This is a genomic window from Ornithinicoccus sp. (assembly GCF_057176825.1).
Genome location: NZ_CM169976.1, coordinates 3585691 through 3612420, shown reverse-complemented (window position 1 = coordinate 3612420; position 26730 = coordinate 3585691). Strand labels below are relative to the sequence as shown.

The window sequence follows — 26730 nt, the reverse complement described above, 5'->3', positions numbered from 1 at the left end:
GTCTTGTCGTCCCCTTGACCGGGGGCCGGGGTGCGCCCATGCTGCACCCATGGAAGGTGCTCGCTCGGTGCCGACCGAGGACCGGGGCCCGCGACCCCGGTTCGACCTTCCCGTGACCGGCCTGCTGACCGGCATCGTGATCCTCGTGGTGGTGCTGGGGGAGATCAACCGGCTCGCTGGCGCCGTGCTCGACGACCGGGCCAGGACCTGGCCCTTCACCGACCTCATGGGGCCCTCGCGGCTGCTGGACCGCAGCCCCGACGGGTGGCACGCCGTGGCGCAGTCGATGGCCGGGGACGCACGGGTGCAGACCTGGCTCCTGGCGTACCTGCTCCTCGACCTGGTGCTGATCACCCTCTATGCCACCCTGCTCGGGCGACTGTTGCGCACCCCGCTCCCCTCGGCATACCGGCTGCTCGCCGTGACCGTCGCGGTCGACCTGCTGGAGAACGCGTTGGCCCTGCTCGCCGCCGTCGCCCCGGGGCGGTCCGGCGGCGTGGCCGCGGTGCTGCCCTGGGTCAGTGCCGGCAAGTGGGTGGGGGTCGTGCTGCTGAGCGTGGTCGTGCTGCGCAGGCTGTTCCGACGGGGCGACCCGAGCTGGCGGGCGGCCCTGGCCCGGGGGGTGCGGGCGCTCTACACCCACCGGTTCTCGGTGGTGGCGCTGCTGCCGCTGCTGGCGCTGAGCATCCTGCCGGGGGCGGACATGCTCGACCAGCTGCCCGACATCCAGCGGCGGTGGACCGACGACGGCACCGGCTTCGTCCACGCGCTGGCGGCGTCCGTGGCCCTCGCGGTGCTGGGCGTCGTGGTCCTCGTGCTGGGCCGGATGCGCAGCGACTTCACCTGGTGGCGCGTGCACGGGTGGGAGGAGCGGGGTCGGCGCCGACCCGGCCCGCTGGTGTGGTTCTGGATCATCTGCGCGGGGGTCATCCTGGCGCTGGCGCTGCTGCTGCCGGCCCTGACCGGCACCGACGGCCGCAACTGGACGCGGGTGCTGGTGTTCGCCGGGGTCCCGGCCGTCATCGGCGTCGGGTCGCTGGTGCTGCGTGCCCTCCTGGCAGGGTCGGCAGACGGCCCGGTGGCGCAGTGGGTGCGCCGCCACGTGCGGCGCCCCGACGTCCGGGTGCTGCGACCCGAGCACCTGCGCCCGGTCCGCCTGGCCGGTGACGTCCTGGCCGTGCTGGTGCCGGTGGTCGCCGGGCTCGGCCTGGTGCGCTCGTTCACCGCCCCGATCGTGCTGGACGGGGGCGACGGGTGGAGTTGGTTCCTGATCGTGCTGGGCTGCGGCACCGCGCTCGCCGCGTGGCCGGTGGGGGACTTCGTCCTGGAGCGGCTCGAGCCCACCCAGGACGTCCCGCGGACCCGTAGCCAGCGGGTCTGGGGCCGCCTGCGCACCATCCTGTCGCCCGGCCACCCCACCACCCGGCGCCAGACCACGGTCGCTGCGAGCCTGCTCGCCGCCAGCACCCTCGGGCTGCTCCTCGTCGGGTCCTTCCCGTTCCCGCTCGGCAGGGGCCTGGGCGTGATCGCCTGCGTGGTGCTGGCCATCACCCTGCTCACCACCCTCATCGCCAGCGCCGTGGTGCTCCTGCAGTACGGCGGGTCACCGCACCTCTTCTGGATCCCGGGGATCCGGTTGTCGGTCGCCCCGGTCGTCACCCTGCTCGTGGTCACGCTCCTGATCGCCGGCACCGCCGGTGGGTCCTCGGACGTGCACGGGGTCCGCAGCGCGGACCCCCGGGTCGACCCGCTGCCCGAGCGTGCCGACGTGGCCACGGCCTTCCGGGGCTGGCTGGAGGATCCCGGTGCGTGTCGGCATACGGTCACGGTCGACGGGCGCGAGGTGACGTTGCGGCCCATGGTGCTGGTCGCGGCCGAGGGGGGTGGGGTGCGCGCCGCCTACTGGACGGCGGCCGGGCTGGACCTGCTCAGCGGGCGCCAGATGACGGCGGACGGCCAGGAGTGGCTGGCGCCGGCGTCCGGTGAGGAGGCGTGCGGGGCCCGTTCCACCCTGTTCTCCGGCGGCGCCAGCGGTGGGGCGGTCGGGCTGGCCGCGACCCGGTTCGCCCCCGTCGGCGGGGCGCGCGAGGAGGTCACCGGGATCACCGGCGGTGACGCGCTGGGCGCGGGTGTCGTGGGCCTGTTGGTGCGGGACCTGATCTTCAGCGCGACCGGCGTCCCGCTGCCGGCAGGAGGTGCGGAACGGGACTGGGTCGATCGTGCCGGGCTGATGGAGCGGTCCTGGGAGCGCAACAGCAGCGCCCTCGGGCAGCCGTTCCTGCCCGAGGACGCCCCCGGTGTCGTGGGCACCCCGTCGGGGCACCTGGTGCTCACCTCGACCTCGGCCACGACCGGGTGCCGGATGCTGGTCAGCCAGCTGGAGCTCGCCGCGCCGGACCGACCCGAAGTGTCGGAGAACGTCGCGGGCCCGGGCAGTCCGGGGTTCCTGGTCGGAGATGGGGACGGGGCGCTCTCGGGTGAGACCACCTCCTCGGTGTCGGCAGACGGCACCTGCGACGCCCTGGACCGGGCGGCGCCGCGGTCGGTGGACCTGTTGGCCGACTACGGGGGCGCGGCGCCCCGACTGCCTCGGCGCGCTGACCACCGCGACGGCGGGGATGCTCACCGCCCGGTTCCCCTACGTGACCCCCTCCGGCGTGGTCGGCCCGTGCGGGCAGTGGCCGGTGCAGCAGCTCGTCGACGGCGGCTACACCGAGAACACCGGGCTGGGGACCCTGGTGGACCTGGCGCCGCAGTGGCTGGTCCTGGTCCAGGAGCACAACCGGAGCCAGCTCGCCGGTGCCGGGGGAGCGGGGGTCGAGCTGGTCGTGCCACTCGTCATTTATCTCGACAACGGGGCCGGGAGCGACCTGGCCAGCCCGCGGAACAACCTGACCAACGAGATCCTCGTGCCGCCCGTCGCCAACAGCCGGGCCGCCCTGTCCCAGTCCGACACCGCGGCCCTGCTGCAGCGGGTGAGCACGCTCACCCGCACGGGACGGCTCGGGCTCGGGCCGGTCACCGGCCCGGACGTCGAGCACGCCGGCATCATCGCGGCCATCGAGCAGTGGCGACCCCTGTCGGTGGTCGTGGTCAACCAGACGACCTTCCCCACCGTCACCGCCCCGCTCGGCTGGGCCCTGTCCCAGGACAGCATGGACTCCCTGGACGAGGCGATGCAGCGACAGGTGCTCAGTCGGTGCGACCCCGCCGACACCCGGGAGGTCCTGTGCGCCAGGGGATTCGGCACGCTGGGTGATGCGCTGGCCGTGCTGCGCCCCACAGCCGGGTAGCGTGCGGGGCGCGGCATGCCGACCGCGCCGGAGTCGACCCGCGAGGTGGCCATGGAGACGCTCGACCTGGACGGCGCCCGCATCGCCTATCGCGTGCGGGGGGCCGGGCCACCGTTGCTGGCCCCCGAGTGCAACTTCACCTGGAGTCCAGTCGTTGAACAGCGCCTGGCGGAGCGGTTCACGCTGATCGTGGCCTCGCCCCGGGACTACGGCCCGAGCACGAGGACGGGCGGACCCGCCTACCAGGCCGGTCGCTGGGCCACCGACCTGCAGGCCGTCGTCCGGCGGGCGGGATTCGACCGGACCCTGTTCTTCGGCTACTCCTTCACCGGCGCCCTCGGCCCGTGGCTGGCCCGGCGACTGCGCGAGGCGAACACGGTGGCGGCCGTCGCCTCCGGAGGCTTCCCCCTCCTTGGTGACTACGGGGTCACGCTGGCCGACATCGAGGGGCAGGCCCGGGCGCTGCAGCAGGACCCCGCGGTCTGGGAGCAGGTGCACCAGCGGTTCGATCCCCTCGCGGCGCGGGCGTTCTACCGCGACCTCGCAACCCTGCCGCCGGACACACTGGTCGACGACCTCCCCTGCCCGCTCTATTGCTTCTGGGGGGACCAGGACGCCGAGGCCGTCGAGATGGTGCTATCGCACGAGGAGTACCGCGCCGGGCTGGAGCGGCGCGGCGTCCCCCGCGACGTCTACGAGGGGTATGACCACGAGGGCCTGAACGGCGCCCTCGAGGTGGCCCTGCCCCGGGCGATGCAGTGGCTCCTGGACCGGGCGGACTCGGCGGGCCTGTAGGGCGGGCCTGTAGGGGTCCGGGGGAGATCGCCCGGACAGATGCGAACTCAGCGGTCGATGTCGCCGACGACGAAGAACATCGAGCCCAGGATGGCGACCATGTCGCCGACGAGGTGGCCGGGGAGCATCCGGGAGAGGACCTGGACGTTGTTGAACGAGGCGGAGCGCAGCTTGAGCCGGTGGGGGACCTTGTCGCCGCGGCTGACCAGGTAGTAGCCGTTGAAGCCGAGCGGGTTCTCGGTGGCCAGGTAGATCTCGCCCTCGGGGACCTTGAGCACCTTGGGCAGCTTGACGTTGATGGGCCCGTCGGGCAGGTCCCGCAGCACCGCGGTGCAGCGCTCGGCCAGGTCCAGGCTCACCCTCACCTGCTCCAGCAGCAGCTCCAGCCGGGCGTGGCAGTCGCCGGCGGTGCGGGTCACCACCCGCCCCGGGCCGTCCGGGCCGAAGAGCTCGCCATAGGCCAGGTAGGGCTCGTCGCGCCGCAGGTCGATGTTGAGTCCCGAGGCCCGGGCGATCGGGCCGGAGACCCCGAACTCGCGGACCGTCTCGGGCGACAGGACGCCCACGCCGACGGTCCGGCCGCGCAGGATGGGGTTGTCGACCAGCAGCGCCTCCAGCTCGGGCAGGCGGCCGCGCACCGCCGCGACGGCGGCGTCCACCCGGTCCAGCCACCCGTCGGGGATGTCCTCGCGCAGCCCCCCGACCCGGGCGATCATGTAGTGCATCCGACCGCCGCTGATCTCCTCCATCACCGCCTGCAACTCCTCGCGCTCGCGGAAGGCGTAGAAGATCGGCGTGATCGCGCCCAGCTCCAGCGGGTAGGAGCCCAGGAACATCAGGTGGTTGAGCACCCGGTTCAGCTCGGCCAGGAGGGTGCGTGCCCAGGTGGCGCGTTCGGGGACCTCCATCCCCAGCATCGACTCGACGGCGAGCGCGACCCCGATCTCGTTGCTGAACGCCGACAGCCAGTCGTGCCGGTTCGCCAGCACCATGATCTGGCGGTAGTCGCGCACCTCGAACAGTTTCTCGGCGCCCCGGTGCATGTAACCGATCACCGGCTCGGCGGCCACGATGCGCTCGCCGTCGACGGTGATCCGCAACCGCAGCACGCCGTGCGTCGCCGGGTGCTGCGGCCCGATGTTGAGCACCATCTCGGTGGTGGTCAGCCCACCGGCGCCCAGGGCCAGGTCGAGGTCCTGTGGTGTCACCCGCCCCACGCTAGCCCAGGCACGCCCCGCCGCGGCTGCTCATCGCCCACCAGAACGCGCCGAGTCCGTCGGGGGAGGTGAGCGCGGCCCTGGCGGAGCGCCGCGCCAGGGCGCCCAGGTAGGCCGCGGGATCCCGGCTCGCCAGGTCGTGCGGCGGAGGAGGCGCCGGCCCCAACAGCTCGGGCAGCAGGTCCCGCTGGCGGACCAGGCGCTCGGCCCCCAGTGTGTCGACCGCGACGTGGGCGGTCAGGTCGCAGGACCCGTCGGGTACCGGGGGAACCTGGACCCCCGACCGGTATGCCGTGAGCGTGCCCCCGGGCGGTCGGTCACCCCGGACGTGGCCGTAGTCGACGGCCACCACCAGGCCCCGGTCGACGCGGGAGAGGAGATCGGCGAAGGCGTGGTCCCGCGGCCGGCCCACCTCGGCCCGCCACGCATCGGCGGGCACGTGGTCGACCAGCCAGCGCAGGTCCTGCCCGGCCACGGGGGCGCCGTGGCGCTCGGCCCCGGTCGGGTCGACCTCCACCAGGCGCCACCGGTCGGAGTCGTCCCGCTCGACGACGGGGCAGGGCACGACATCGAGCCACTCGTGGGCGAGGACCAGGACGTCCACCAGGTCGGTGAGGTCCGGCGGGAGCCCCGCGCCGCCGGGGGAGACCGTCCAGGCCACCCGGTCCGGCAGGCCCTCGGGGCGTGCGACGACGTCGAGCCCGTGCAGGTCTGGCGGGGGTGGCACGTCGGGCGCCTCCGGCGCCTGCTCGGTCAGGGCCGCGAGGGCGGTGAGGAGTTCGCCCCGGCCGGCGCCGACCTCGAGGATCGTCCGGGCGCTGGCGCGCCGCGCGAGCGCGAGGACCGCCGCCGCGAGGTGGTCGCCGGCCGCGCCCAGCCCCTGGGCCGAGGTGGCGAAGTGCCCGCCCGGCCCCTCGGGGAGGCGGTAGAACCCGGCGGGGCCGTAGAGGGCCTCCTGCCAGGCGGACTCCCAGGGCTCCCACGTCACCGGGCCAGTGTGGACCCGGAAGCTCCCGGCCTGCATGTCGGAAACCTGCTAGGTTCCTGCGCCGCGACAGCGCATGCTGGGGGTGTGTACGAAGACCGGGAGAGTTGTCTGCGGGCGGTGCGCAGCCGAGACACGAGGTTCGACGGCTGGTTCATCACCGCCGTCACCTCGACCGGGATCTACTGCCGTCCCAGTTGCCCGGCGAGCGCACCCCGGCCCGAGCACATCGTCTTCTACCCCAGCGCCGCCGCCGCCCAGGCGGCCGGCTTCCGGGCCTGCAAGCGGTGCCGCCCCGACGCCAGCCCGGGCTCCCCGGAGTGGAACGTGCGGGAGGACCTCGTGGCCCGGGCGATGCGGCTGGTCGCGGACGGCGTCGTCGACAGCGACGGGGTGGAGGGGCTGGCCCGGCGCCTGGGCTACAGCGCTCGCCAGGTGGAGCGCCTGGTCACGGCCGAGCTCGGCGTGGGCCCCCTGGCGCTGGCCCGGGCCCAGCGCGCCCAGACGGCCCGGATCCTGCTGGAGACCACCGACCTGCCGATGGGCGACGTGGCGTTCGCCGCCGGGTTCGCCAGCGTCCGTTCCTTCAACGACACGGTCCGGGCCGTCTTCGCCCAGACCCCCACCGAGCTGCGCCGGCGAGTCCGCCGGGCGCGTGGCACCCGGGCAGGCCGTGGGCAGCCCCAGTCGGACAAGGCGCCGCACGCCGGGTCGCAGCACCTCCGGCTGAGGCTGCCGTTCCGGGCCCCGCTGCACGCCGCGAGCCTGTTTGGTCACCTCGCCGCCACGGCCGTGCCCGGCGTCGAGCGATGGTCGGACGGCGCACTGGAGCGGACGCTGTGGCTGCCGCACGGTGCGGGTCTGGTGCGGCTGCGCCCCGCAGCCGACGGGGAGCGACACGTGGCCTCCGACCTGTGGCTGCAGGATGTGCGCGACCTGACCACCGCCATCAACCGGTGCCGCCGGTTGCTCGACCTGGACGCAGACCCCGTCGCGGTGGACGAGGCACTCTCCGCCGACGACAGTCTGGCCGGTGCGGTCGCCGCACGCCCCGGGGTGCGGCTCCCCGGCGCCGTCGACCCCGCCGAGTTCGCGCTGCGGGCCGTGCTCGGGCAGCAGGTGTCGACGGCATCGGCTGCGACCACCACCGGCCGGCTCGTGCGGGCCCTGGGGGAACCCCTGCCCACGTCGCTGGTGCTGCGCCCCGGGCAGCCGGACCGGCTGTTCCCGCGGGCTGCGGACCTCGCCGGACTCGACCCGGAGGACCCCAGGATCCCGGGTATGCCGGGCAGCAGGCGGCGCACGTTGCTGGCCGTCGCCGGCGCGGTGGCGGACGGCACTCTCGACCTCGGCCCGGAGGCCTCCCGCTCACAGGCGCGCGCCCGGTTGGACACGCTGCCGGGGGTCGGGCCGTGGACCCGGGAGATGATCGCGTTGCGCGGACTCGGCGACCCGGACGCCTTCCCGGTCACCGACCTGGGGGTCCGATCGGGGGCCGCCGCCCTGGGTCTGCCGGTGGACCAGCGGGCGCTCGGCGACCGTGCGGAGGCCTGGCGCCCCTGGCGCAGCTACGCAGTCCAGGCCCTGTGGGCCGCCACGACCCACCCCGCCGCAGCCCTCCCCGGGCGCGGCCAGCACCAGGAGGAGAGCGCATGACACGCACGACGACGACCGGAGCCACCCCCCGGACCGGAGGGTCCGTCCGGGTGGAGACCGACAGCCCGATCGGGGTGCTGACGCTGGTCTCCGACGGGCAGGCGCTGACCGGCGTCTACATGGAGTCGCACCGGCACGCGCCGGGGCCCGAGGCGCGGGGAGACCTCGTCGACCCCGCGGAGGCACCGCCCGTGCTGCGCGAGGCGATCAGCCAGCTCACGGCATACTTTGCCGGCGACCGCACCGACTTCGACCTCCCCCTCGCCGCGGAGGGCACTGACTTCCAACGGAGGGTGTGGGCCGCGCTGGAGACCATCCCCTACGGGACCACCTGGAGCTACGCCGAGCTGGCCCGTCGGGTGGGGTCGCCCGGTGCGGCGCGGGCCGTCGGGTTGGCCAACGGCCGCAACCCGATCAGCGTCGTGGTGCCGTGTCACCGGGTTGTCGGCGCCGACGGCTCGCTGACCGGCTACGGCGGCGGTGTCGAGCGCAAGCGTGCCCTCCTGGCGCTGGAGGAGCGGGTCAGTGGCGCTTCGTTGTGGTGACCTCCCGCTAGGTACCCTGACGGGGTGACCGACGCGCGCACCGACACCCAGGCACCCCCCGCCACGCCCGGCACCGGTCTGCCCGAGCAGGACCTGCCCGAGCAGATGAGGGTGCGTCGGGCCAAGCGCGACCAGATCCTGCAGGACGGCGCCGCGGCCTACCCGGTCCAGGTGCCGGTCACCCACACCATCCCCGAGATCCGGGAGCACTGGGCCCACCTGGAGACCGGGGAGGAGACGCAGGACGTCGTGGGGGTCGCGGGCCGGGTGGTTTTCGTCCGCAACACCGGCAAACTCTGCTTCGCCTCCCTGCAGTCCGGCGACGGCACGCGGCTGCAGGCGATGCTCAGCCTCGCAGAGGTCGGGGAGGAGTCGCTGGCTCGGTGGAAGGCGCTCGTCGACCTGGGGGACCACGTCTTCGTCCACGGCCGCGTGATCAGCAGCCGCCGCGGCGAGCTGTCGGTCATGGCCGACGACTGGCAGATGGCCAGCAAGGCGCTGCGCCCGCTGCCGGTCCTGCACAAGGACCTCTCCGAGGAGGAACGGGTCAGGCGGCGGTATGTCGACCTGATCGTGCGCGAGGAAGCCCGCCAGATGGTGCGCGACCGGGCCGCGGTGATGCACGCGCTGCGGGGCGTGCTGGTGTCGGACGGCTACGTCGAGATCGAGACGCCGGTGCTGCAGACGATCCACGGCGGCGCCACCGCGCGCCCGTTCCACACCCACCTCAATGCCTTTGACCTGCCGATGAGCCTGCGCATCGCCCTCGAGCTCAACCTCAAAAAGGCCGTTGTCGGCGGCATCGAAAGGGTCTATGAGATCGGGCCGGTCTTCCGCAACGAAGGAATTGACTCCACGCACAGCCCGGAGTTCACGATGCTGGAGGCCTATCGGGCCTATGGCGACCAGACGACCATGGCCGACCTCACCCAGCGTCTCATTGTAGCCGCGGCGGATGCCGTAGGGTCCCGGACGATCGAGACCGACGCAGGTGTGGTTGACCTCGACGGTGAATGGGCCTGGCTTCCCTTCTATGACGGTCTGTCGGAGAAAGTCGGCGAGCCCGTCACGGTAGACACCCCGGTCGAGGACCTCGTGCGTATTGCGCAGACCCATGGTGTCGAGGTCTCACCGGAATGGAGCGGGCAGAAGATCGCGCTCGAACTGTTCGGCGATCTCGTCGAACCCCACATCCTGGCGCCGACTTTTGTCTGTGACTACCCCCCGCTGGCGCAGCCCCTCGCCCGGGAGCACCGGGACCGGCCGGAGTTGATCGAGGCCTGGGACCTGATCATCGCCGGGACGGAACGGGCCACCGCGTTCTCCGAGCTGGTCGACCCCGTGATCCAGCGCGCACGGTTGACCGAGCAGTCGCTGCTGGCCGCGGCCGGCGACCCCGAGGCGATGCAGCTCGACGAGGACTTCCTCCGGGCCCTGGAGCACGGTGCCCCGCCGATGGGGGGCCTGGGCCTGGGTATCGACCGGCTGCTCATGCTGCTCGGTGGGACCGGAATCCGGGAGACCATTCTCTTCCCCTTCCTCAAGCCCGAGGCGTGAGATGGACTGGCTGAAGGATTTGTGGCCCTATGTGGCCGCACTCTTGCCGACCGCTGGTTTGCTGTTCTTGTTCTACGTCATCATGAAACACATCGTCGAGGGTGATCGGCGCGAACGCGCCGCCCTCCGCCAGTGGGAACGGGAACTGGACGAGCAGCAGGGCAAATCGGGCGACTAGTGGCTCCCGCGCCTAAACTTTGCCAATCCTGAGAATCCCCTGAATAGACTTTGCATTCTTTCTCGCGTGCCGTAGATTGATCCATGAATGCGAATCCGCACTCGAGAGATGACCGACGAATTGGAGAAGGACTAGATGGCACAGCGCGTACAGGTGATTCTCGTCGACGACTTGAGCGGCGGCGAGGCCGAGGAGACGGTGGAGTTCGGTCTGGACGGGGTGACCTACGAGGTCGACCTGTCGAACCAGAACGCCGCCAAGCTGCGCGAGGAACTGGCTCCGTGGATCGGTGTGGCACGCCGCTCCGGGGGACGTCGGCAGACCCGCCGCCGGGGCTCCGGCGGTCCGACCAGCTCCACCCGTGAGGAGCTGGCACGGATGCGCGAGTGGGGCCGGGAGAACGGCTACAAGGTCAGCGACCGGGGCCGGGTCTCCCAGGAGGTCCAGGACGCCTACCGAGCCGCCCACTGAGGTCACTCACTGACCCAGTCGACGACTCCGACCGGACCCCGGCACCCTCGAAGGTGGCGGGGTCCGGTCGCGTCCGGGGGTTGCCACCCAGGGCCGCTGGTCAGGTCGGACGGTCCAGGACCTCGCCGTAGGGGACCTGCTGCAGCGGTGTGGACCCGTCCGCGGCCGCCTCCACCTCGGGCCAGTCCCGAGGGGTGGCGGCGTGCGGCTGGTCCCGCCCCCGCAGGGAGTACGGGCAGATCGTTGTCTTGGCCGAGGAGTTCTGGGACCAGTCGAGGAATACCTTGCCCGGCCGCAGGGCCTTGGTCATCTTCCAGACCACCAGGTCCGGGTGGCGCTCGGCGAGCAGTTGGGCCAGCGTCCGCGCCACCGCGCTGACCTCCTCCGAGGTCCGCTCGCCGTCCAGCTCGGCATACAGCTGCATCCCCTTGCTCCCGCTGGTCACCGGGCGGGACTCCAGCCCCACGGCCGAGAGCTGGTCGCGGACCAGCACGGCGACCCTGGAGCACTCCGCCAGCCCGGCCCCCGGCCCAGGGTCGAGATCCACCACCATCCGGTCCGGCGGCAGCGGCTGGCCGTCCTCGTCCACCTGCCACTGCGGCACGTGGAACTCCAGCGAGCCGAGGTTCACCAGGTAGACCAGGGTCGGCAGGTCCTCCACCAGGGGGTAGGTCACCGACTCGCGCCCGGACCGTGAGCCGTGGCCGCGGATGGTCACCGAGCGCAGCCAGTCCGGGGCCCCGCTCGGCAGGTTCTTCTCGAAGAAGCTCTGGTCCCCGACGCCGTGCGGCCAGCGGATCCGGGTGACCGGGCGACCCGCCAGCCGGGGCAGCAGCCGGTCGGCGACCTGCACGTAGTACTGCAGCACCTCACCCTTGGTGGTGCCGGTCGCCGGGTAGAGCACCTTGTCCAGGCTGCTGACCCGCAGGGTGCGCCCCGCCACGCTCACGGTCTGCACCGGTCCGCTCGCCATCTCAGAGCTCCTCGGGGGTCAGGTCGGGCCGCGGGCGCTGGTAGCTGGGTTGGCGCAGCCGCCCTGCGCCGGTCGTGCCCAACGAGGCGACGTCGACGACCAGCGTCGGCCGCACCCAGTGTGCACCGGCAGCGTCGATCCGGGGGACCTCGTCGACGAAGGGGCTGTCCGAGGTCGCCAGGTCGGCCAGGTGCTGCTGCAGCGCCGCCCCGGCCCGGCCCGCGAGGCCGCTACCGACGCGACCCCGGTAGCTGAGGCCGCCCTCCGTCGGGGACCCCACCAGGAGGGCACCCAGTCGGGACCGACCGGTCTCCGGCCGCCATCCGCCGACGACCCAGCTCGCTGTGGTGCGGTGCGGGAACTTGAGCCAGTCGCCGCTGCGCACCCCTGCCCGGTAGACCGAGCTGCGCCGTTTGCTCACGATGCCCTCCAGCCCCTGCTCGGCGGTGGCGGTCAGGAGTTGGCGCCCGTCGGCATACACCGGAGACACCTGCCACGCCGCGTGCGGCTCGAGGAGCTCGGTCAGCGCGTCGCGTCGCTGCTGCCAGGTCAGGACGGTCAGGTCCAGACCGTCCACGCGCAGCACGTCGAAGACCACGTAGGTCGCCGGTCGGGCCGACGCCAGCTGGGAGGCGCGCCGTGCCGACGTGGTGTGCACCCGCTCGGCGAGGCGCTGGAACGAGGGCCGGCCGTCGGCCAGGGAGACCAGTTCGCCGTCGAGGACCAGGTCCCGCCCGCGCTCGCCCAGGGGCTGCAGCTCGGGGAAGGCCACCGTCACGTCCCGCTCGGTCCGGGTGGTCAGCCGCAGCTGCCCGTCGCGGGCGTGGGCGAGCAGCCGGATCCCGTCCCACTTCAGCTCGTGCACCCAGTCGGGGTCGTCCGGGACGGCCGTGAGCGGGTCGATCCCGGTCCCGGCCGACCAGCCCGGGGTGGCGAGCATGGGGCGCATGGGTCCATCCTGTAACAGTGCGAGCAATCTGGAAGGGTGCCGTGTCGTTCGGGCTGGTCAACGTCCCGGTGCGACTGTACTCAGCGACCGAGAACCACGACCTGAGCTTCCACCAGGTCCGCCGCAGCGACGGTAGCCGGATCCGCTACAAGCGGGTCGCGCAGGCCGACGGTGAGGAGGTGCCCTACAAGGAGATCGCCAAGGCCTACGAGACGGCGGACGGCAAGACAGTGGTGCTCACCGACGAGGACTTCCGGTCCCTGCCCAACCGCTCCTCCAAGGAGATCAGCGTCGAACGCTTCGTGCCGACCGACCAGATCGACCCGATCCTGTATGACAAGGCCTACTACATCGAACCGGACGCGATGGGCGCCAAGGCCTACGGGCTGTTGCGGGAGGCGCTGCGGGAGAGCGAACGGGTGGCCGTGGTCACCGTCTCCGTGCGCTCCCGGATGACCATGGCGGTGTTGCGGGTGCTGGACGAGGCGATCGTGCTGCAGACCCTGCTGTGGCCCGACGAGGTGCGCGACGCCGGGGAACTGGACCACCTGGACGAGGTGGGGGAGCCCAAGGACAACGAGGTCGCGATGGCCCGGATGCTGGTCGACTCGATGGCCGGTGACTTCGAGCCCGAGGCCTACGAGGACGACTACACGGTGGCCGTCGAGAAGTTGGTGCAGGCCAAGGTCGAGGGCGGGGACGTGACCGAGCCCGCCGAGCCCGACGAGGAGGACTCCGGCGAGGTCGTCGACCTGCTCGCGGCGCTGCAGCGCAGCGTCGACCGGGCCAAGGCCTCCCGCGGTGAGGATGCGGCCGAGGACGACGGGGGCGAGGCGAAGAAGCCCGCGTCGAAGGGGACCGCGAAGAAGGCAGCCCCCAAGAAGACGGCGGCCTCCAAGAAGCCCGCCGGGTCGAAGAGTGGGTCCAAGAGCGAGCCGAAGAAGTCCTCGACCAAGAAGAAGGCGGGCTGAGCCGGGACCGCTGCCGACTCAGGGGGCCGACGTCGCCTCGTCGTCGTCGCCCTGGCCCCCGGTGCCGTCCTGGGCGGCCTTCGGGCTGCACTTCACCGACTGGTCGAGCTCGACGAGGCTGCGGCGCAGGGGCTCGGTCAGCTCCTCGGTCAGCTCCTGGCCGGCCTCGGTGTTGGTGGTCATCGACAGGACGTAGGGGACGAGCTGGCCGGCGTTGGCGCTGCCCAGCGGGGCCCCGCACGGGACGATCGTGTAGGCCGCGCCCGGCACCACGAAGGACTCCCCGAGGAAGTCCGGACCGGGCGTGACGTCCTCACGACCCTCCATCTCCGCCCGGAGCTGCTCCGCCGCGTCCTCGGCGTCGGCCTGGACCTGGAAGGCCATCACCGTCTCGGTCTCCGAGGACCCCTCCTCGACCGGCAGCACGACCTCGCACAGGTGGCCCTCCTCGTCGTTCTGGCGGACCACCTCCCGGGCCTGCGCCTGGGCGCCCTCGGTGGCCGCGTCCACCAGCTCCTCCTCGATCATCCGGCACCACCACCCCGAGGTCGGGATCGCGCCCTCGAGGTCCTCCTCGGTGACCGGGCTGCTCGTGGTTGTGTCGTCGTCCGGGTCGGCCGAGCACGAGGCCAGCCCCACCACCAGGGTGCCCAGGGCGAGAGCTGCCAGGGTGTGTCGCGCGGTGCGCATCTGTTCTCCTCAGGGTGTGCGACGGGGCGGGGTCCGGCCGCCGATTATGACTCACGCCCCTGGATGCTTCTGCCGTGGGCGAACACGGCCCCCTGAGGGGCCCCGGTGTGGAACAGTGCTCCGAATCACGGCGTTGAGGCCAGCAGACGCACGTAGCATCGAGGGAAGAGTTCGCTGCTCTCATGCCAATCTGTCAGGAGTGACGATGTTCGAACGGTTCACCGACCGCGCCAGGCGAGTCGTGGTGCTCGCCCAGGAAGAGGCGCGCATGCTCAACCACAACTACATCGGCACCGAGCACATCCTGCTCGGTCTGATCCACGAGGGTGAGGGCGTGGCGGCCAAGGCGCTGGAGTCCCTCGGCATCTCGCTGGACGCCGTGCGCGAGCAGGTGCAGGAAATCATCGGTCAGGGCCAGCAGTCCCCGACCGGGCACATCCCCTTCACCCCCCGTGCCAAGAAGGTGCTCGAGCTCTCCCTGCGTGAGGGGCTGCAGCTGGGCCACAACTACATCGGGACCGAGCACATCCTGCTCGGCCTCATCCGCGAGGGTGAGGGCGTAGCCGCCCAGGTGCTGGTCAAGCTGGGTGCCGACCTCAACAAGGTCCGTCAGCAGGTCATCCAGCTGCTGTCCGGATACCAGGGCAAGGAGTCCGCGACCGCGGGCGTCGGCCCGGGTGCTCAGGAGGGCACCCCGTCCGGCTCCCTGGTGCTCGACCAGTTCGGTCGCAACCTGACCCAGGCCGCCCGGGAGGGCAAGCTGGACCCGGTCATCGGCCGGCAGCAGGAGATCGAGCGGGTCATGCAGGTGCTGTCCCGGCGCACCAAGAACAACCCGGTGCTGATCGGCGAGCCCGGCGTCGGCAAGACCGCCGTCGTCGAGGGGCTGGCCACCGACATCGTGCGGGGTGAGGTGCCAGAGACGCTGAAGGACAAGCAGCTCTACACCCTGGACCTCGGTGCCCTCGTCGCTGGCTCCCGCTACCGCGGCGACTTCGAGGAGCGGCTCAAGAAGGTCCTCAAGGAGATCCGCACCCGCGGCGACATCATCCTGTTCATCGACGAGATCCACACCCTTGTCGGGGCGGGTGCGGCCGAGGGCGCGATCGACGCCGCCAGCATCCTGAAGCCGATGCTGGCCCGCGGTGAGCTGCAGACCATCGGCGCCACCACGCTGGATGAGTACCGCAAGCACATCGAGAAGGACGCCGCGCTGGAGCGCCGGTTCCAGCCGATCCAGGTCGCCGAGCCGACGCTGAGTCACGCCATCGAGATCCTCAAGGGTCTGCGGGACCGCTACGAGGCGCACCACCGGGTCTCCATCACCGACGCCGCCCTGGTGGCCGCCGCGAACATGGCCGACCGCTACATCAACGACCGGTACCTGCCGGACAAGGCGATCGACCTGATCGACGAGGCGGGCGCCCGGTTGCGGATCCGCCGGATGACTGCGCCGCCGGACCTGCGCGACTTCGACGACAAGATCGCGCACGCCAAGCGTGAGAAGGAGTCCGCGATCGACGCGCAGGACTTCGAGAAGGCGGCCCGCCTGCGGGACGAGGAGCACAAGCTCTCCCAGGCCCGGATCGAGCGGGAGAAGGAGTGGAAGGCCGGCGACATGGACGTCGTCGCCGAGGTCGACGAGGAGCTCATCGCCGAGGTTCTGGCCGCGGCCACGGGCATCCCGGTCTTCAAGCTGACCGAGGAGGAGTCCAGCCGGCTGCTCCACATGGAGGACGAGCTGCACAAGCGGATCGTGGGCATGGACGACGCCATCAAGGCGCTGTCCCAGGCCATCCGTCGCACCCGGGCCGGTCTGAAGGACCCGCGCCGACCGGGAGGGTCGTTCATCTTCGCCGGCCCCACCGGCGTCGGCAAGACCGAGCTGGCCAAGACCCTCGCCGAGTTCCTGTTCGGTGACGAGGACGCCCTGATCACCCTGGACATGTCGGAGTACTCCGAGAAGCACACGGTGTCCCGCATGTTCGGCTCGCCCCCCGGCTACGTCGGCTACGAGGAGGGCGGCCAACTCACCGAGAAGGTGCGCCGCAAGCCGTTCTCGGTCGTGCTGTTCGACGAGGTGGAGAAGGCCCACCCGGACATCTTCAACAGTCTGTTGCAGATCCTGGAGGACGGTCGGTTGACCGACTCCCAGGGCAGGGTCGTGGACTTCAAGAACACGGTGATCATCATGACCACCAACCTGGGCACCCGCGACATCGCCAAGGGCGTCTCGCTCGGCTTCAGCTCGGGCAACGACGGCCAGGGCGACTACGAGCGGATGAAGAACCGGGTCACCGACGAGCTCAAGCAGCACTTCCGTCCCGAGTTCCTCAACCGGGTCGACGACACCATCGTCTTCCCGCAGCTCTCCCAGCAGGAGATCATCCAGATCGTCGACCTGATGATCGCCAAGCTGGACGAGCGGCTCAAGGACAAGGACATGGGCATCGAGCTCACCCAGGCGGCCAAGGACCTGCTGGCCAAGAAGGGCTACGACCCCGTCCTGGGTGCGCGGCCGCTGCGCCGGGCCATCCAGCGGGAGATCGAGGACGCGCTGTCGGAGAAGATCCTCTTCGGCGACCTGACGGCCGGCCAGATCGTCCTGGTGGACACCACCGGCGAAGGCAAGGACGCCTCGTTCAGCTTCACCGGCGAGGAGAAGTCCCGGACCCCCGACACCATCCCGGTGGAGGCCACCTCCAGCGAATGACCCGGCCCCGCGGACGGCCTGCCGTCCGCGTCTGCCGACACGCGGCCCGGACCCCTTGAGGGGGTCCGGGCCGCGCTATCCTCAGGCGTGCCCGTTGCTCTGGAACCCATCGATGACCCCACCGAGTTCAACCGGGTGGTCGCCGCACAGCCGTACAGCAGCCCGCTCCAGGCCTGGGGGTATGGCGAGGCCCGCAAGGTCCTCGGGCAGGAGCCGATGCGGTTCCTGATCACCCAGGACGGACGGACCGTCGGGGCGTTGCAGTTGCTGCGCAAGCGCCTCGTCCCCTGGCTCAGCACGCTCTATGCCCCCCGGGGTCCGGCGATCGAGGACCCGGCCCTCCTACCGGAGCTGGCCGTGCCCCTGCGCCGCCTGGCCAAGGAGACCGACGCCTACTGCAAGATCGAGCCTCCGGTCCCCGTGCGGGCGGCCACGGACGGAGTCGGCCAGGCCGACGACATCGCGGCCGACCAACGCGACGTCGTGTCGGCATACGGACGGTTCCGTCGTGCCCAGACCGAGCAGCCCGAGCACACCATCCTGGCCGACCTGACCCGCCCGGAGGACGAACTCTTCTCCGGGCTGCACAAGATGGCCCGGCGCAACGTGCGCACCGCCGAACGGATGGGGGTGCAGGCCGGGCGGGACGAGGACTTCGAGGCGTTCTGGCACATCTTCAACCAGACCAACATCCGGGCCAAGCTGGGGGCCTTCCCCCGGGCCTACTACGAGACCCTCTTCCGGGAGGGGAACAAGCACGGCTCGGAGACCTACCTGGTGTTGTCGCGGCACGAGGGGCAGGCCCTGGCCGGCGGCTTCTTCCTCGGGTTGGGGGACTCCGCGCTCTACCTCTACGGCGGGAGCGTGCGCGACGAGCGCCCGCCGGCGGAGGGGCAGGACAAGCGCAAGGACGCCAAGGCGCCGGACGCCTTCTACTGGAACGCCATGCTGGACGCCCAGCAGCACGGTTACCGGGTGTTCGACTTCTGGGGGATCCCGCGTGTGCTCGATGAGTCCAAGCACTCCTTCGGGGTGTTCAAGATGAAGTTGAAGTTCAGCACCGACCGGTACTGGTTCCCCGCCTACGACCTGCGGCTGAGCCCGATCGCGACCCCCGTGGTGAAGGCGCTGCACACCCGGCGCAAGCTGCTCAACTACCGGTCCCGCGGCACGACCGACGACATCCTCTAGGCCCTTCCCGGACCCCAAACGTCAACGCGGTCTAAAAAGACGGCAAGGTCTTGGCTGTATTCCTTGCCATACCTCCCAGTATCCGAGAGGTTGCTGGGAACGGAGGGATGGGGATCCACACGGGATTCGAGCCTCCGTGCGCGGGAGGCGATTGCGGATGACCCAGGTTCCGTTCCTGATGGGAGCGGAGCCCTCGGGCGCCTCCGCAGCGGGGGGCCTGGAGCCGCTGATCCTGGTGGCCGAGACCCCCGAGCAGCGGTCCCGACTGTTGGCGCGGCTGGGGGACGTCGGGCCGGTCCTGGTGGTCTCCTCCGCCGAGGAGGCCCAGCGCATCCTGGGGACCGCACATCACGGGGGCAGCACGCAGCGGGGGAGCACGAGCCAGGAGCGAGCCAACGGCGGACCGGAGCGTGGCGGCGGCGCCCTCGTGGCCCGGCTGCGCTCACCGGACACGCCTGTCGCGATCCTCGCGGCGCCCGGGCTGCGGATCGTCAGCGACCGCCAGGTGCTCGCCGTTGCGGGACGGGAGACCCAACTCACCCCACTGGAGTTCGCCCTCTTCACCTGCCTGGTGACGGAGCTGGGGCGGGTGTGGGCCTTCGCCGAGCTCTCCCAGCAGGTCTGGGGCACGGCGCACGTCGGGGACCACTCCCAGGTGCACGCGGTCGTGAAGCGACTGCGGCGCAAGCTCAACGCCCTGCCGGCACCCGTGGGGGTGGAGGCGGTGCGCGGCGTGGGGTTCCGCGCCGTGGCCCGGCGACTCGGATCGGCACTGGAGAAGACCCCCGGTCGCTGAATCGGGAGCGTCAGCCCCGCGGGTCGTCTGACCTGCGGGGCTGTGACTGTGCCCGTGGTGTTCCCGGTGTCCAGGAACTGCCCACGTTGCCCACGTATTGCCCACGTGAGGTCGTTGTCCGGACCGCGTCCACTTCCTAGCGTCAAAGAGTCGGGGTCATCCCGCAATTCCGTAACGCCTCAGGAGGAACACCGTGGCACTACATCAACACCGGAGGGGGTGGCTCGTCGGTCTGGCAGGTGCTTCGCTCATCGCATCAGGCATGGGCGCGACCGTAGCCACCGCCAGCCCGCCGGCCGACCTGGCGTCGCAGACGCTCCGGGCCGAGAACCAACCGGCCCAGATCGACGCCCAGGTCCAGGAGGAGTTGGACGCCAAGGGAAGCACCGCGTTCTGGGTGCACTTCGCCGATCGGCCCGACCTGTCCCAGTTCGAGTCGATCGCCGACTGGAACGAGCGTGGCGAGGCCGTCTACCAGGCACTCTCCGACACGGCCGAGAAGAGCCAGGCCCAGGTGCGCGCCCAGCTGGACGAGCAGGGCGTGAAGTACCAGCACTTCTTCATCTCGAACGTCATCAAGGTGGAGGCAGGCGACGCCGACCTGGTGTCCTCGCTGGCCGCCAGCAGCGGGGTCGACCGGATCATCGCCAGCTTCGAGGTCGAGCAGCCCGACGGCGTGGTCAAGGAGGACGGGTTCTCCACGAGCGCGGTCGAGTGGGGCGTTGCGGACATCAACGCGGACGACGTGTGGGCCGAGTACGGGGTGACCGGCGAGGGCGTCACCGTGGCCTCGATCGACACCGGTGTGCAGTACGACCACCCGGCGCTCGTCGCGCACTACCGTGGCAACAACGGCGACGGCACCTTCGACCACAACTACAACTGGCTGGGGGTGCAGGGCGGCGACGCCGATGCGCCCGTTGACTCCAACGGCCACGGCTCGCACGTGACCGGCACCATGGTCGGTGACGACGGCGGTGACAACCAGATCGGTGTCGCGCCCGGTGCCTCCTGGATCGCCACCAGCGGCTGCTGCCCGAACGATGCGGCGCTGCTGGAGTCAATGGAGTGGGTGCTCGCGCCGACCGACCTGGACGGGGAGAACCCGGACACCTCCAAGCGCCCGCACGTGGTGAACAACTCCTGGGGCACCACGTTGCCCTCCAATGACCCCTTCGGTGAGGAGTGGCAGGAGGCCTGGAACTCCTCGGGCATCTTCGGTGTGTTCGCCAACGGCAACAGCGGCTCCGGCTGCAACACCTCCGGCTCGCCGGGCAGCCGCACCATCAACTACTCCGTGGGCAACTACACCAGCGACCACACGATCGCTGGCAGCTCGTCGCGCGGTGCCGGGCAGGACGGGGAGATCAAGCCCAACATCTCCGCCCCCGGCACGAACGTGCGCAGCTCGGTCCCCGGCAACGGGTACGCCAACTACACGGGCACCTCGATGGCCTCCCCGCACGTCGCGGGCGCCGTGGCGCTGCTGTGGTCGGGCGCTCCCGGCCTCGTCGGTGACGTCGACGCCACGCGGGCGCTGCTGAACGGCACCGCCATCGACACCGAGGACCTGCAGTGCGGTGGCACCGCGGAGAACAACAACGTCTTCGGTGAGGGTCGCCTCGACGTGCTGGCCGCGATGCAGGAGGCCCCCGTGGGGGACACCGGCACGCTGACCGGCACGGTCACCGACACCGCGACCGGCGAGCCGATCTCCGGTGCGGCCGTGGCCATCTCCGGTGAGATCGACCGCAACCTGGTCACCAACGACGAGGGCCAGTACAACGCGCTGCTGGTCGCCGGCGACTACGACGTCGAGGTCAGCGCCTTCGGCTACCTCGGCGACGAGGCGACCGTCACGGTCGCTGCCGGCGAGGAGACGGTGCAGGACTTCGCGCTGGAGCCGGCCGAGTCCGGCACCGTCAGCGGCACCGTCACCGACGCTTCGGGACACGGCTGGCCGCTCTACGCCGCCATCGCGGTGGACGGCACCCCGGTCGAGACCTTCAGCGACCCCGACACGGGGGAGTACTCCTTCGAGGCCCCGGTCGGCTCCACCTACACGGTGACTGCGACCGCGCAGTACCCCGGGTACCTGGTGGGGAGCGAAGAGGTCGAGGTCACGGCCGGCGCCGGCGCAGCCGCCGTCGTCGACTTCGGGCTGGTCGTCGACGCGGAATCCTGCATCGCGCCGGGGTACCAGCACGTGACCGACGGGGTCTCCGAGTCCTTCGACGGCACGGACGTGCCGGAGGGCTGGACGGTCACCGACGACGCGGACACCGAGCAGGTGTGGGTCTTCGACGACCCCGCCAACCGTGGCAACCTCACCGGCGGCGAGGGCGGCTTCGCCATCGTCGACAGTGACTTCTACGGCAGCGGCGGCGTCCAGGACACCTCCCTGGTGTCCCCGTCGATCGACATGAGCGACCTCAGCGAGCCCGTCGTCGGCTTCAAGCACGACTACAACGCCTTCCTCGGCGCCGGCGAGTCCGGTGACGTCGACGTCAGCATCGACGGCGGCGAGACCTGGACGAACCTGGTGTCGTACAACTCCGACACCCAGGGCGAGGTCGTCGTTCCCGCCACGGAGGCGGCCGGCGAGGCCGACGTCCAGTTCCGGTTCCGCTACGTCGCGTCCTGGGACTACTGGTGGCAGGTCGACGACGTGTTCCTCGGGAACCGGGCCTGCGAGCCCATCGAGGGCGGTCTGGTCGTGGGCAACGTCTACGACCTGAACACCGGTGAAGGCATCGTGGGTGCCTCGGTGACCAACCTGGACAACGAGGACGAGCGCGGTGTCACCGCGGCGACCGAGGCCGACGACGACCTCGACGAGGGGTTCTACTGGCTGTTCAGCGCTTCGCCGGGCAGCCACCCCTTCGAGGCCGTGGCCAGCAAGTACGAGTCCAAGACCGAGGACATCACGGTGGTCGCCGACGAGGTGGTCCGTGGAGACTTCGAGCTGGGCTCGGGCCACGTGGTGGTCACCCCCGAGTCGATCGACACGGAGGTGGAGCTGGGTGACTCGGCGACCGAGGACCTGACGATCGCCAACGAGGGCACCGGTGCCGTCGACGTCGTCCTGCAGGAGGTGCCGGGAGCCTTCGAGCTGTTGCGCGCCGACGGCACCCGGATGACGCTCGAGGAGATCGCGGCGTCCGAGGGCGCACCGGAGATCTCGCGCGAGGTCGAGACCTCGTTCGCCGCGGCACCCGCCCCGGGCGCCTCCGGTGAGTTCGAGGCCGAGGCCACCCCGGCCGAGGAGCCGTGGGTCGACCTGGCCAGCCTGTCGGCGACCGTGATGGACAACCGGGTCGTCGCGCTGGACGGTGAGTGGTACTCCATCGGCGGCACCGACGGGTCGGCCTCCCGGACGACCGTGGAGAAGTACGACAACGAGGCCCTGGCGTGGACCACCGTCGAGCCCCTGCCCACCCCGGGCCAGGCGGTTGCGGTGGGTGCGCTCAACGGTCAGTTGGTCGTCGCCGGCGGCTGGTCCGACGGTGCACCGGTGACTGCCACCTACACCTACGACCCGGGCGCCGATGCCTGGACGCAGGTGGCCGACGCCCCCCTCGCCCTGTCGGCGACGGGTCAGGCGGTGGCCGGCGGCAAGCTGTACACCGTCGGTGGCTGCACGACGGCCGACTGCACGCCCATGAGTGCCGCGGTGGCGTCCTACGACCCCGCCACGGACACCTGGGAGGAGCTGGCCGACTACCCGGCAGCGGTGGCATTCGCCTCCTGTGGCGGGATCGGTGACGCGGTGTACTGCACCGGTGGCAACGGCGGTGCTGCCGGCACCGCGGACAGCTACGTCTACGACCCGGCTGCGGACAGCTGGACCGCTATCGCCGACGCCCCGGTCGACACCTGGGCGAGCAACTACGGCGCCGCAAACGGCCAGTTGATCGTTAACGGCGGTGTCCAGGGCACGGCGGTGAGCAACACCACGTTCGCCTACGACCCGGAGACCGACACGTGGGAGGACCTGCCCAACTCGAACACCGCGGTCTACCGCGGCGCGGCCGCCTGCGGCTTCGTCAAGGTCGCGGGGTCGTCCGGTGGTTTCACCCCGACCGACGACGCCGAGCACCTGCCCGGCTTCGACGAGTGCGGGAGCGCCAGCGGTGACGTCGAGTGGCTGGAGCTCTCGGAGACCGAGTTCACGGTGGCGCCGGGCGAGGAGGTGACCGTCGAGGTCACCACCGACGGCGACGTCGCCCAGCCGGGCACCTACACGGCTGCGATCCGGGTGACCTCCAACGCCCCGGGCACGGCGCCCGAGGTGCCGGTCACCATGACGGTGAACCCGCCGGCCTACTGGGGCAAGATCCAGGGCCTGGTCGAGGGTGAGTCCTGTGAGGGCGAGACGTCTCCGCTGGCCGCTGCCGGCGTGGACATCTCCCCGACCGACGGGGATCACCCGGGCTGGTTCCTGACCACCTCGACGGAGGGCACCTACGCGACCTGGCTTGACACCAGGGTCGGGGAGTCCGACGTCACGGCGGCCAAGGACGGCTACCGTCCGGAGTCGGCCCTGGTCACGGTGCCCCGCGGCGAGACGGTCACGCAGGACTTCGCCCTGCTGGACGTCGCGTGCGAGGTCGACCCGGGTCCGATCCACCCGGATGTGGTGCGGCTCTACGGTGACGACCGGTACGGCACGGCCGCGGCGATCTCGGGGTTGTACGACTCCGGCATCGACACGGTGTTCGTGGCGACCGGGGCGGACTACCCGGACGCCCTGGCCGCGGCGGCTCGCGCCGGCTCGGTCGAGGCTCCGGTGCTGCTGACCCGCAAGGAGCGGGTGCCGGCCGCCACGCTGAACGAGTTGGGTCGCCTGAACCCGGCCAACGTGGTCGTGCTCGGTGGTCAGAACGCCATCTCCGAGGACGTGCTGGAGGCGATCGACCGGCACGTGAAGAACGCGGAGGTCTCCCGGCTCTCCGGCACCAACCGGTACGCCACGGCTGCCCTGATCGCCGAGCAGTTCGACTCGGCCGACGTGGTCTACGTCGCGACCGGGGAGAACTACCCGGACGCGCTGGCCGGTGCGGCCCGTGCGGGTGCGCTGGACGGGCCGGTGCTGCTCACGCGGCCGGCCACGCTGCCGGACGTTGCGGCGGAGCAGCTGGAGCGGTTGGCTCCGGCGGAGATCAAGGTGCTCGGTGGACCGGGCGCGATCGAGGACGACGTGGTCACCGCTCTCGGTGAGTACGGCGACGTCGAGCGGATCTTCGGCGACAACCGGTACGACACCGCGGTCCAGATCTCCCAGGACTACGAGACGAACGCCAACGTCTTCGTGGCCTCCGGCGAGAACTGGCCGGACGCGCTGGCCGGTGCGGCCCGCGCCGGGCTCGAGGAGGCTCCCGTGCTGCTGACGCGGCCGGAAGAGATCCCCGACGGCACCTGGGACGAGCTCGAGCGGTTGAAGCCGGGCACGGTCTACGTGCTGGGCGGACAGAGCGCCGTCTCCGAGGACGTGGCCGACAGGCTGGCCACGCTGGAGTGATCCGGCGGTGACATAACCCCACCCCCATAGAGACCGCGTCCCGGGAAGCCATCCCGGGGCGCGGTCTCGCGTGGTTAGGGTGGGGCCCCGAACCGCACCCTCCGGAAGGACCGATCCCGTATGCAGCACGGCAGCCGCAGTGTGGCCGTGGGGCTGCTGGTGGCGGCGCTCGTGCTGCCGGCGTGCACCGACAGCCCGAGCGAGGACGGTGCCGGCGCCTCCTCCGCCAGCGCGCCGTCCCTCCCCGACGACGGGGCGGCGTCCTCGTCCGCTCCCCGCAGCAGCGGGCAGGACGAGGCGGTGCGGACCACGGCCCCTGCGCCGCCCGAGCCGGCCGTCGAGGTCGAGGGCGTCTCCGAGCCGGTCGCGGACCTCGCTCTGGCCCTCTACGCGGGCGACGACGTGCCCGCGTCGGCCGGAGCGCAGGAGGCCCTGACCGGTGCGGAGGCAGCGACGCAGGACACCACGGTCCGGGGGGCCGAGGGCACGTGGCACGGGGAGCCGTATGCCGTGCTCAGCGCCGGCGCGGACCTGACGGTCGCCGTGGAGGGTGACGACGGCTGGCGGGTGGTCGGCGGGGTCTGGCCGTCCCTCGGCGTGGACGAGCCCGCGCTCGGCGCGCAGCGGCACGTGCTCATGATCGGCTCGGACGCCCGCGAGAAGCGGGGCGAGCCCGTGGACCGGCTGCGGGCCGACAGCCTCCAGGTCATCGGGGTGGACGGCGCCGGCGGGGGCGGCGTCATGGGCATCGCCCGGGACGCCTGGGTGGACATGCCGGACGGGGGACAGGCCAAGATCAACACCGCCATGGTGCGGGGCGGGCCGGAGGCACAGGTGGAAGCGGTCGCCGGGGCGACGGGGCTGCCGATCGAGGGCTACGTCCTCGTCGGGTTCCAGGGTTTCGCCGGCTTCGTGGATGACTGGGGCGGGGTGAGCATCGACTCCCCGCGTGCCTTCGACGGCTTCCCGGAGGGGGTCCAGGAGCTGAACGGCTACTGGCTGCTGCGCTGGACCCGGCACCGGCAGAGCCTGCCCGGTGGCGACTTCGACCGGTCTCGGCACCAGGGTATTGCGCTGGCCGGCATCGGCCTCCAGGCGCGGGCGGCGGGGCCGCTCGCGCTGCCGGAGGTGTTGGCCCTGGTCGAGGAGCACATGGAGTCCGACTTAGACGCCGAGCAGGTGCTCACCCTCGCCTGCTGGGCCTACCTGGCCAAGCCGGAGGACTTCGGGCACGAGGTGGCCGCCGGTGACGTCGGCTGGAGCAGTGACGGGCAGTCCATCGTGCGGTGGGACGAGCAGGCCCGCGAGGTGTTCGCCGACTTCGCCGACGGCAACCTCGGCTAGCTCGCCGACTCTAGGCGGGCAGGACGTAGCCCTCCGGGACGCACTCCAGGAGCCCGTCCTCCACGAGGCCGGCGAGGCACCGCTCCCGCTGGGGTTCGTCCTGCCACACCCCCGTGAGGTCCGCCGTCGGCACCGGGCGGTCGGCGCGCCGCACCTGATCCAGCAGCAGGCCGCGACACTGCCGGTCGGTGCCGTGCCACCGTTGCGGGGCCCGCACCGGGCCCTGGTATGCCGGGTGACCGGCACGGCGCCAGGCGCACCTCGGGGCGAGGGGGCAGTCCGCGCAGCGCGGGGCCCGGGAGGTGCACACCAGGGCCCCCAGCTCCATCACGGCGACGCTCCAGCGGGCGGCGGTCGGTCCATCGACGGGCAGCAGCTGGGCCGCGAGGCGGCGTTCGGCCGCGGTCACCGACGGTGCCGCCTGCCCCTGGCCCCCGACCGCCCGGGCCAGCACCCGCCGGACGTTGGTGTCCAGGACCACGGACCGCGTCCCGAAGGCGAAGGCCGCGACGGCCGCCGCCGTGTACTCACCCACCCCGGGCAGGGCGCGCAGCTCCTCCGGCAGGGAGGGGACCTGCCCGTTGTGCCGCTGCGTGATCGCCGTGGCGGCGGCGTGCAGGCGCAACGCCCGCCGGGGGTACCCCAGCCGCCCCCAGTGGCGGACCGCCTCGCCGGCGGGCTCGGCCGCCAGGGCGGCCGGCGCGGGCCACCGCTGCAGCCAGTCCCGCCAGACCGGCTCGACCCGGGCGACGGGGGTCTGCTGCAGCATGACCTCCGAGACCAGGACGCCCCACGGTGAGCAGTCGGCGCGGCGCCAGGGCAGGTCCCGCGCGTGCACGGCATACCAGTCCAGCACGCGTTCGTGCAGGTCTGGCACCCCGCCGG

The 26730-nt window shown here is 71.7% G+C and carries 19 protein-coding genes; 13 read left to right on the top strand and 6 right to left on the bottom strand.

Annotation, left to right across the window (positions count from 1 at the left end):
* The first annotated feature begins 49 nt into the window (after positions 1-49).
* Both AC1QRC_RS18005 and AC1QRC_RS18000 read left to right on the top strand, forming a co-directional pair.
* A complete protein-coding gene (locus tag AC1QRC_RS18005; protein WP_484204608.1) occupies positions 50-3259 on the top strand; it encodes a hypothetical protein in 3210 nt (1069 codons plus the stop codon).
* A 49-nt stretch (positions 3260-3308) separates the two neighbouring features.
* Positions 3309-4088 (top strand): alpha/beta fold hydrolase, encoded by a 780-nt coding sequence (locus AC1QRC_RS18000; protein WP_484204607.1) that lies wholly within the window; start codon positions 3309-3311, stop codon positions 4086-4088.
* Positions 4089-4135: 47 nt separating this feature from the next.
* Here the strand turns inward: AC1QRC_RS18000 and AC1QRC_RS17995 are convergent, their stop codons facing one another.
* Both AC1QRC_RS17995 and AC1QRC_RS17990 read right to left on the bottom strand, forming a co-directional pair.
* The gene (locus AC1QRC_RS17995; RefSeq protein ID WP_484206684.1) at positions 4136-5239 is read right to left on the bottom strand and encodes an NADH-quinone oxidoreductase subunit D; all 1104 of its coding nucleotides are present in this window, start codon (positions 5237-5239) and stop codon (positions 4136-4138) included.
* 67 nt (positions 5240-5306) lie between these two features.
* The gene (locus tag AC1QRC_RS17990) at positions 5307-6293 is read right to left on the bottom strand and encodes an SAM-dependent methyltransferase (RefSeq protein ID WP_484204606.1); all 987 of its coding nucleotides are present in this window, start codon (positions 6291-6293) and stop codon (positions 5307-5309) included.
* An 84-nt stretch (positions 6294-6377) separates the two neighbouring features.
* On the opposite strand from AC1QRC_RS17990, the gene AC1QRC_RS17985 reads away from it, so the two are divergent.
* From AC1QRC_RS17985 to AC1QRC_RS17965, 5 genes are all read left to right on the top strand, one after another.
* Positions 6378-7946: a DNA-3-methyladenine glycosylase 2 family protein gene (locus AC1QRC_RS17985; protein WP_484204605.1), complete on the top strand. Its 1569-nt coding sequence runs from the start codon at positions 6378-6380 to the stop codon at positions 7944-7946.
* A complete protein-coding gene (locus AC1QRC_RS17980) occupies positions 7943-8491 on the top strand; it encodes a methylated-DNA--[protein]-cysteine S-methyltransferase (protein ID WP_484204604.1) in 549 nt (182 codons plus the stop codon). The genes AC1QRC_RS17985 and AC1QRC_RS17980 overlap by 4 nt, the downstream gene beginning before the upstream one ends.
* A gap of 105 nt (positions 8492-8596) precedes the next feature.
* The gene (lysS, locus tag AC1QRC_RS17975; RefSeq protein ID WP_484206683.1) at positions 8597-10048 is read left to right on the top strand and encodes a lysine--tRNA ligase; all 1452 of its coding nucleotides are present in this window, start codon (positions 8597-8599) and stop codon (positions 10046-10048) included.
* A gap of 1 nt (position 10049) precedes the next feature.
* Positions 10050-10226, top strand: a complete 177-nt coding sequence (locus AC1QRC_RS17970) for a hypothetical protein (RefSeq protein ID WP_484204603.1) — start codon at positions 10050-10052, stop codon at positions 10224-10226.
* A 135-nt stretch (positions 10227-10361) separates the two neighbouring features.
* The gene (locus tag AC1QRC_RS17965; protein WP_484204602.1) at positions 10362-10697 is read left to right on the top strand and encodes a histone-like nucleoid-structuring protein Lsr2; all 336 of its coding nucleotides are present in this window, start codon (positions 10362-10364) and stop codon (positions 10695-10697) included.
* Positions 10698-10797: 100 nt separating this feature from the next.
* Here the strand turns inward: AC1QRC_RS17965 and ligD (AC1QRC_RS17960) are convergent, their stop codons facing one another.
* Positions 10798-11670 (bottom strand): non-homologous end-joining DNA ligase, encoded by an 873-nt coding sequence (gene ligD / locus AC1QRC_RS17960; protein WP_484204601.1) that lies wholly within the window; start codon positions 11668-11670, stop codon positions 10798-10800.
* Position 11671: 1 nt separating this feature from the next.
* The gene (ligD, locus tag AC1QRC_RS17955) at positions 11672-12619 is read right to left on the bottom strand and encodes a non-homologous end-joining DNA ligase (RefSeq protein ID WP_484204600.1); all 948 of its coding nucleotides are present in this window, start codon (positions 12617-12619) and stop codon (positions 11672-11674) included.
* Between the two features lie 17 nt (positions 12620-12636).
* On the opposite strand from ligD (AC1QRC_RS17955), the gene ku reads away from it, so the two are divergent.
* Complete coding sequence (gene ku / locus AC1QRC_RS17950) at positions 12637-13590, top strand: non-homologous end joining protein Ku (protein ID WP_484204599.1); 954 nt, start codon at positions 12637-12639, stop codon at positions 13588-13590.
* Between the two features lie 18 nt (positions 13591-13608).
* Here the strand turns inward: ku and AC1QRC_RS17945 are convergent, their stop codons facing one another.
* Complete coding sequence (locus AC1QRC_RS17945; RefSeq protein ID WP_484204598.1) at positions 13609-14280, bottom strand: hypothetical protein; 672 nt, start codon at positions 14278-14280, stop codon at positions 13609-13611.
* A 205-nt stretch (positions 14281-14485) separates the two neighbouring features.
* On the opposite strand from AC1QRC_RS17945, the gene AC1QRC_RS17940 reads away from it, so the two are divergent.
* The 5 genes from AC1QRC_RS17940 to AC1QRC_RS17920 all read left to right on the top strand — a co-directional run bounded on the left by AC1QRC_RS17940 (position 14486) and on the right by AC1QRC_RS17920 (position 25845).
* Positions 14486-16993: an ATP-dependent Clp protease ATP-binding subunit gene (locus tag AC1QRC_RS17940; protein ID WP_484204597.1), complete on the top strand. Its 2508-nt coding sequence runs from the start codon at positions 14486-14488 to the stop codon at positions 16991-16993.
* Between the two features lie 87 nt (positions 16994-17080).
* Entirely contained in the window at positions 17081-18184 is a 1104-nt protein-coding gene (locus AC1QRC_RS17935; protein WP_484204596.1) for a lipid II:glycine glycyltransferase FemX, read from the top strand.
* 157 nt (positions 18185-18341) lie between these two features.
* Positions 18342-18980, top strand: a complete 639-nt coding sequence (locus AC1QRC_RS17930; protein ID WP_484204595.1) for a winged helix-turn-helix domain-containing protein — start codon at positions 18342-18344, stop codon at positions 18978-18980.
* A gap of 262 nt (positions 18981-19242) precedes the next feature.
* The gene (locus AC1QRC_RS17925) at positions 19243-24501 is read left to right on the top strand and encodes a cell wall-binding repeat-containing protein (protein ID WP_484204594.1); all 5259 of its coding nucleotides are present in this window, start codon (positions 19243-19245) and stop codon (positions 24499-24501) included.
* A gap of 120 nt (positions 24502-24621) precedes the next feature.
* On the top strand, positions 24622-25845 hold the full coding sequence (locus tag AC1QRC_RS17920) for an LCP family protein (protein ID WP_484204593.1): 1224 nt from the start codon (positions 24622-24624) through the stop codon (positions 25843-25845).
* Positions 25846-25855: 10 nt separating this feature from the next.
* On the opposite strand, the gene AC1QRC_RS17915 is transcribed toward AC1QRC_RS17920, so the two are convergent.
* A complete protein-coding gene (locus tag AC1QRC_RS17915; RefSeq protein WP_484204592.1) occupies positions 25856-26722 on the bottom strand; it encodes an HhH-GPD family protein in 867 nt (288 codons plus the stop codon).
* Between the last annotated feature and the right edge of the window lie 8 nt (positions 26723-26730).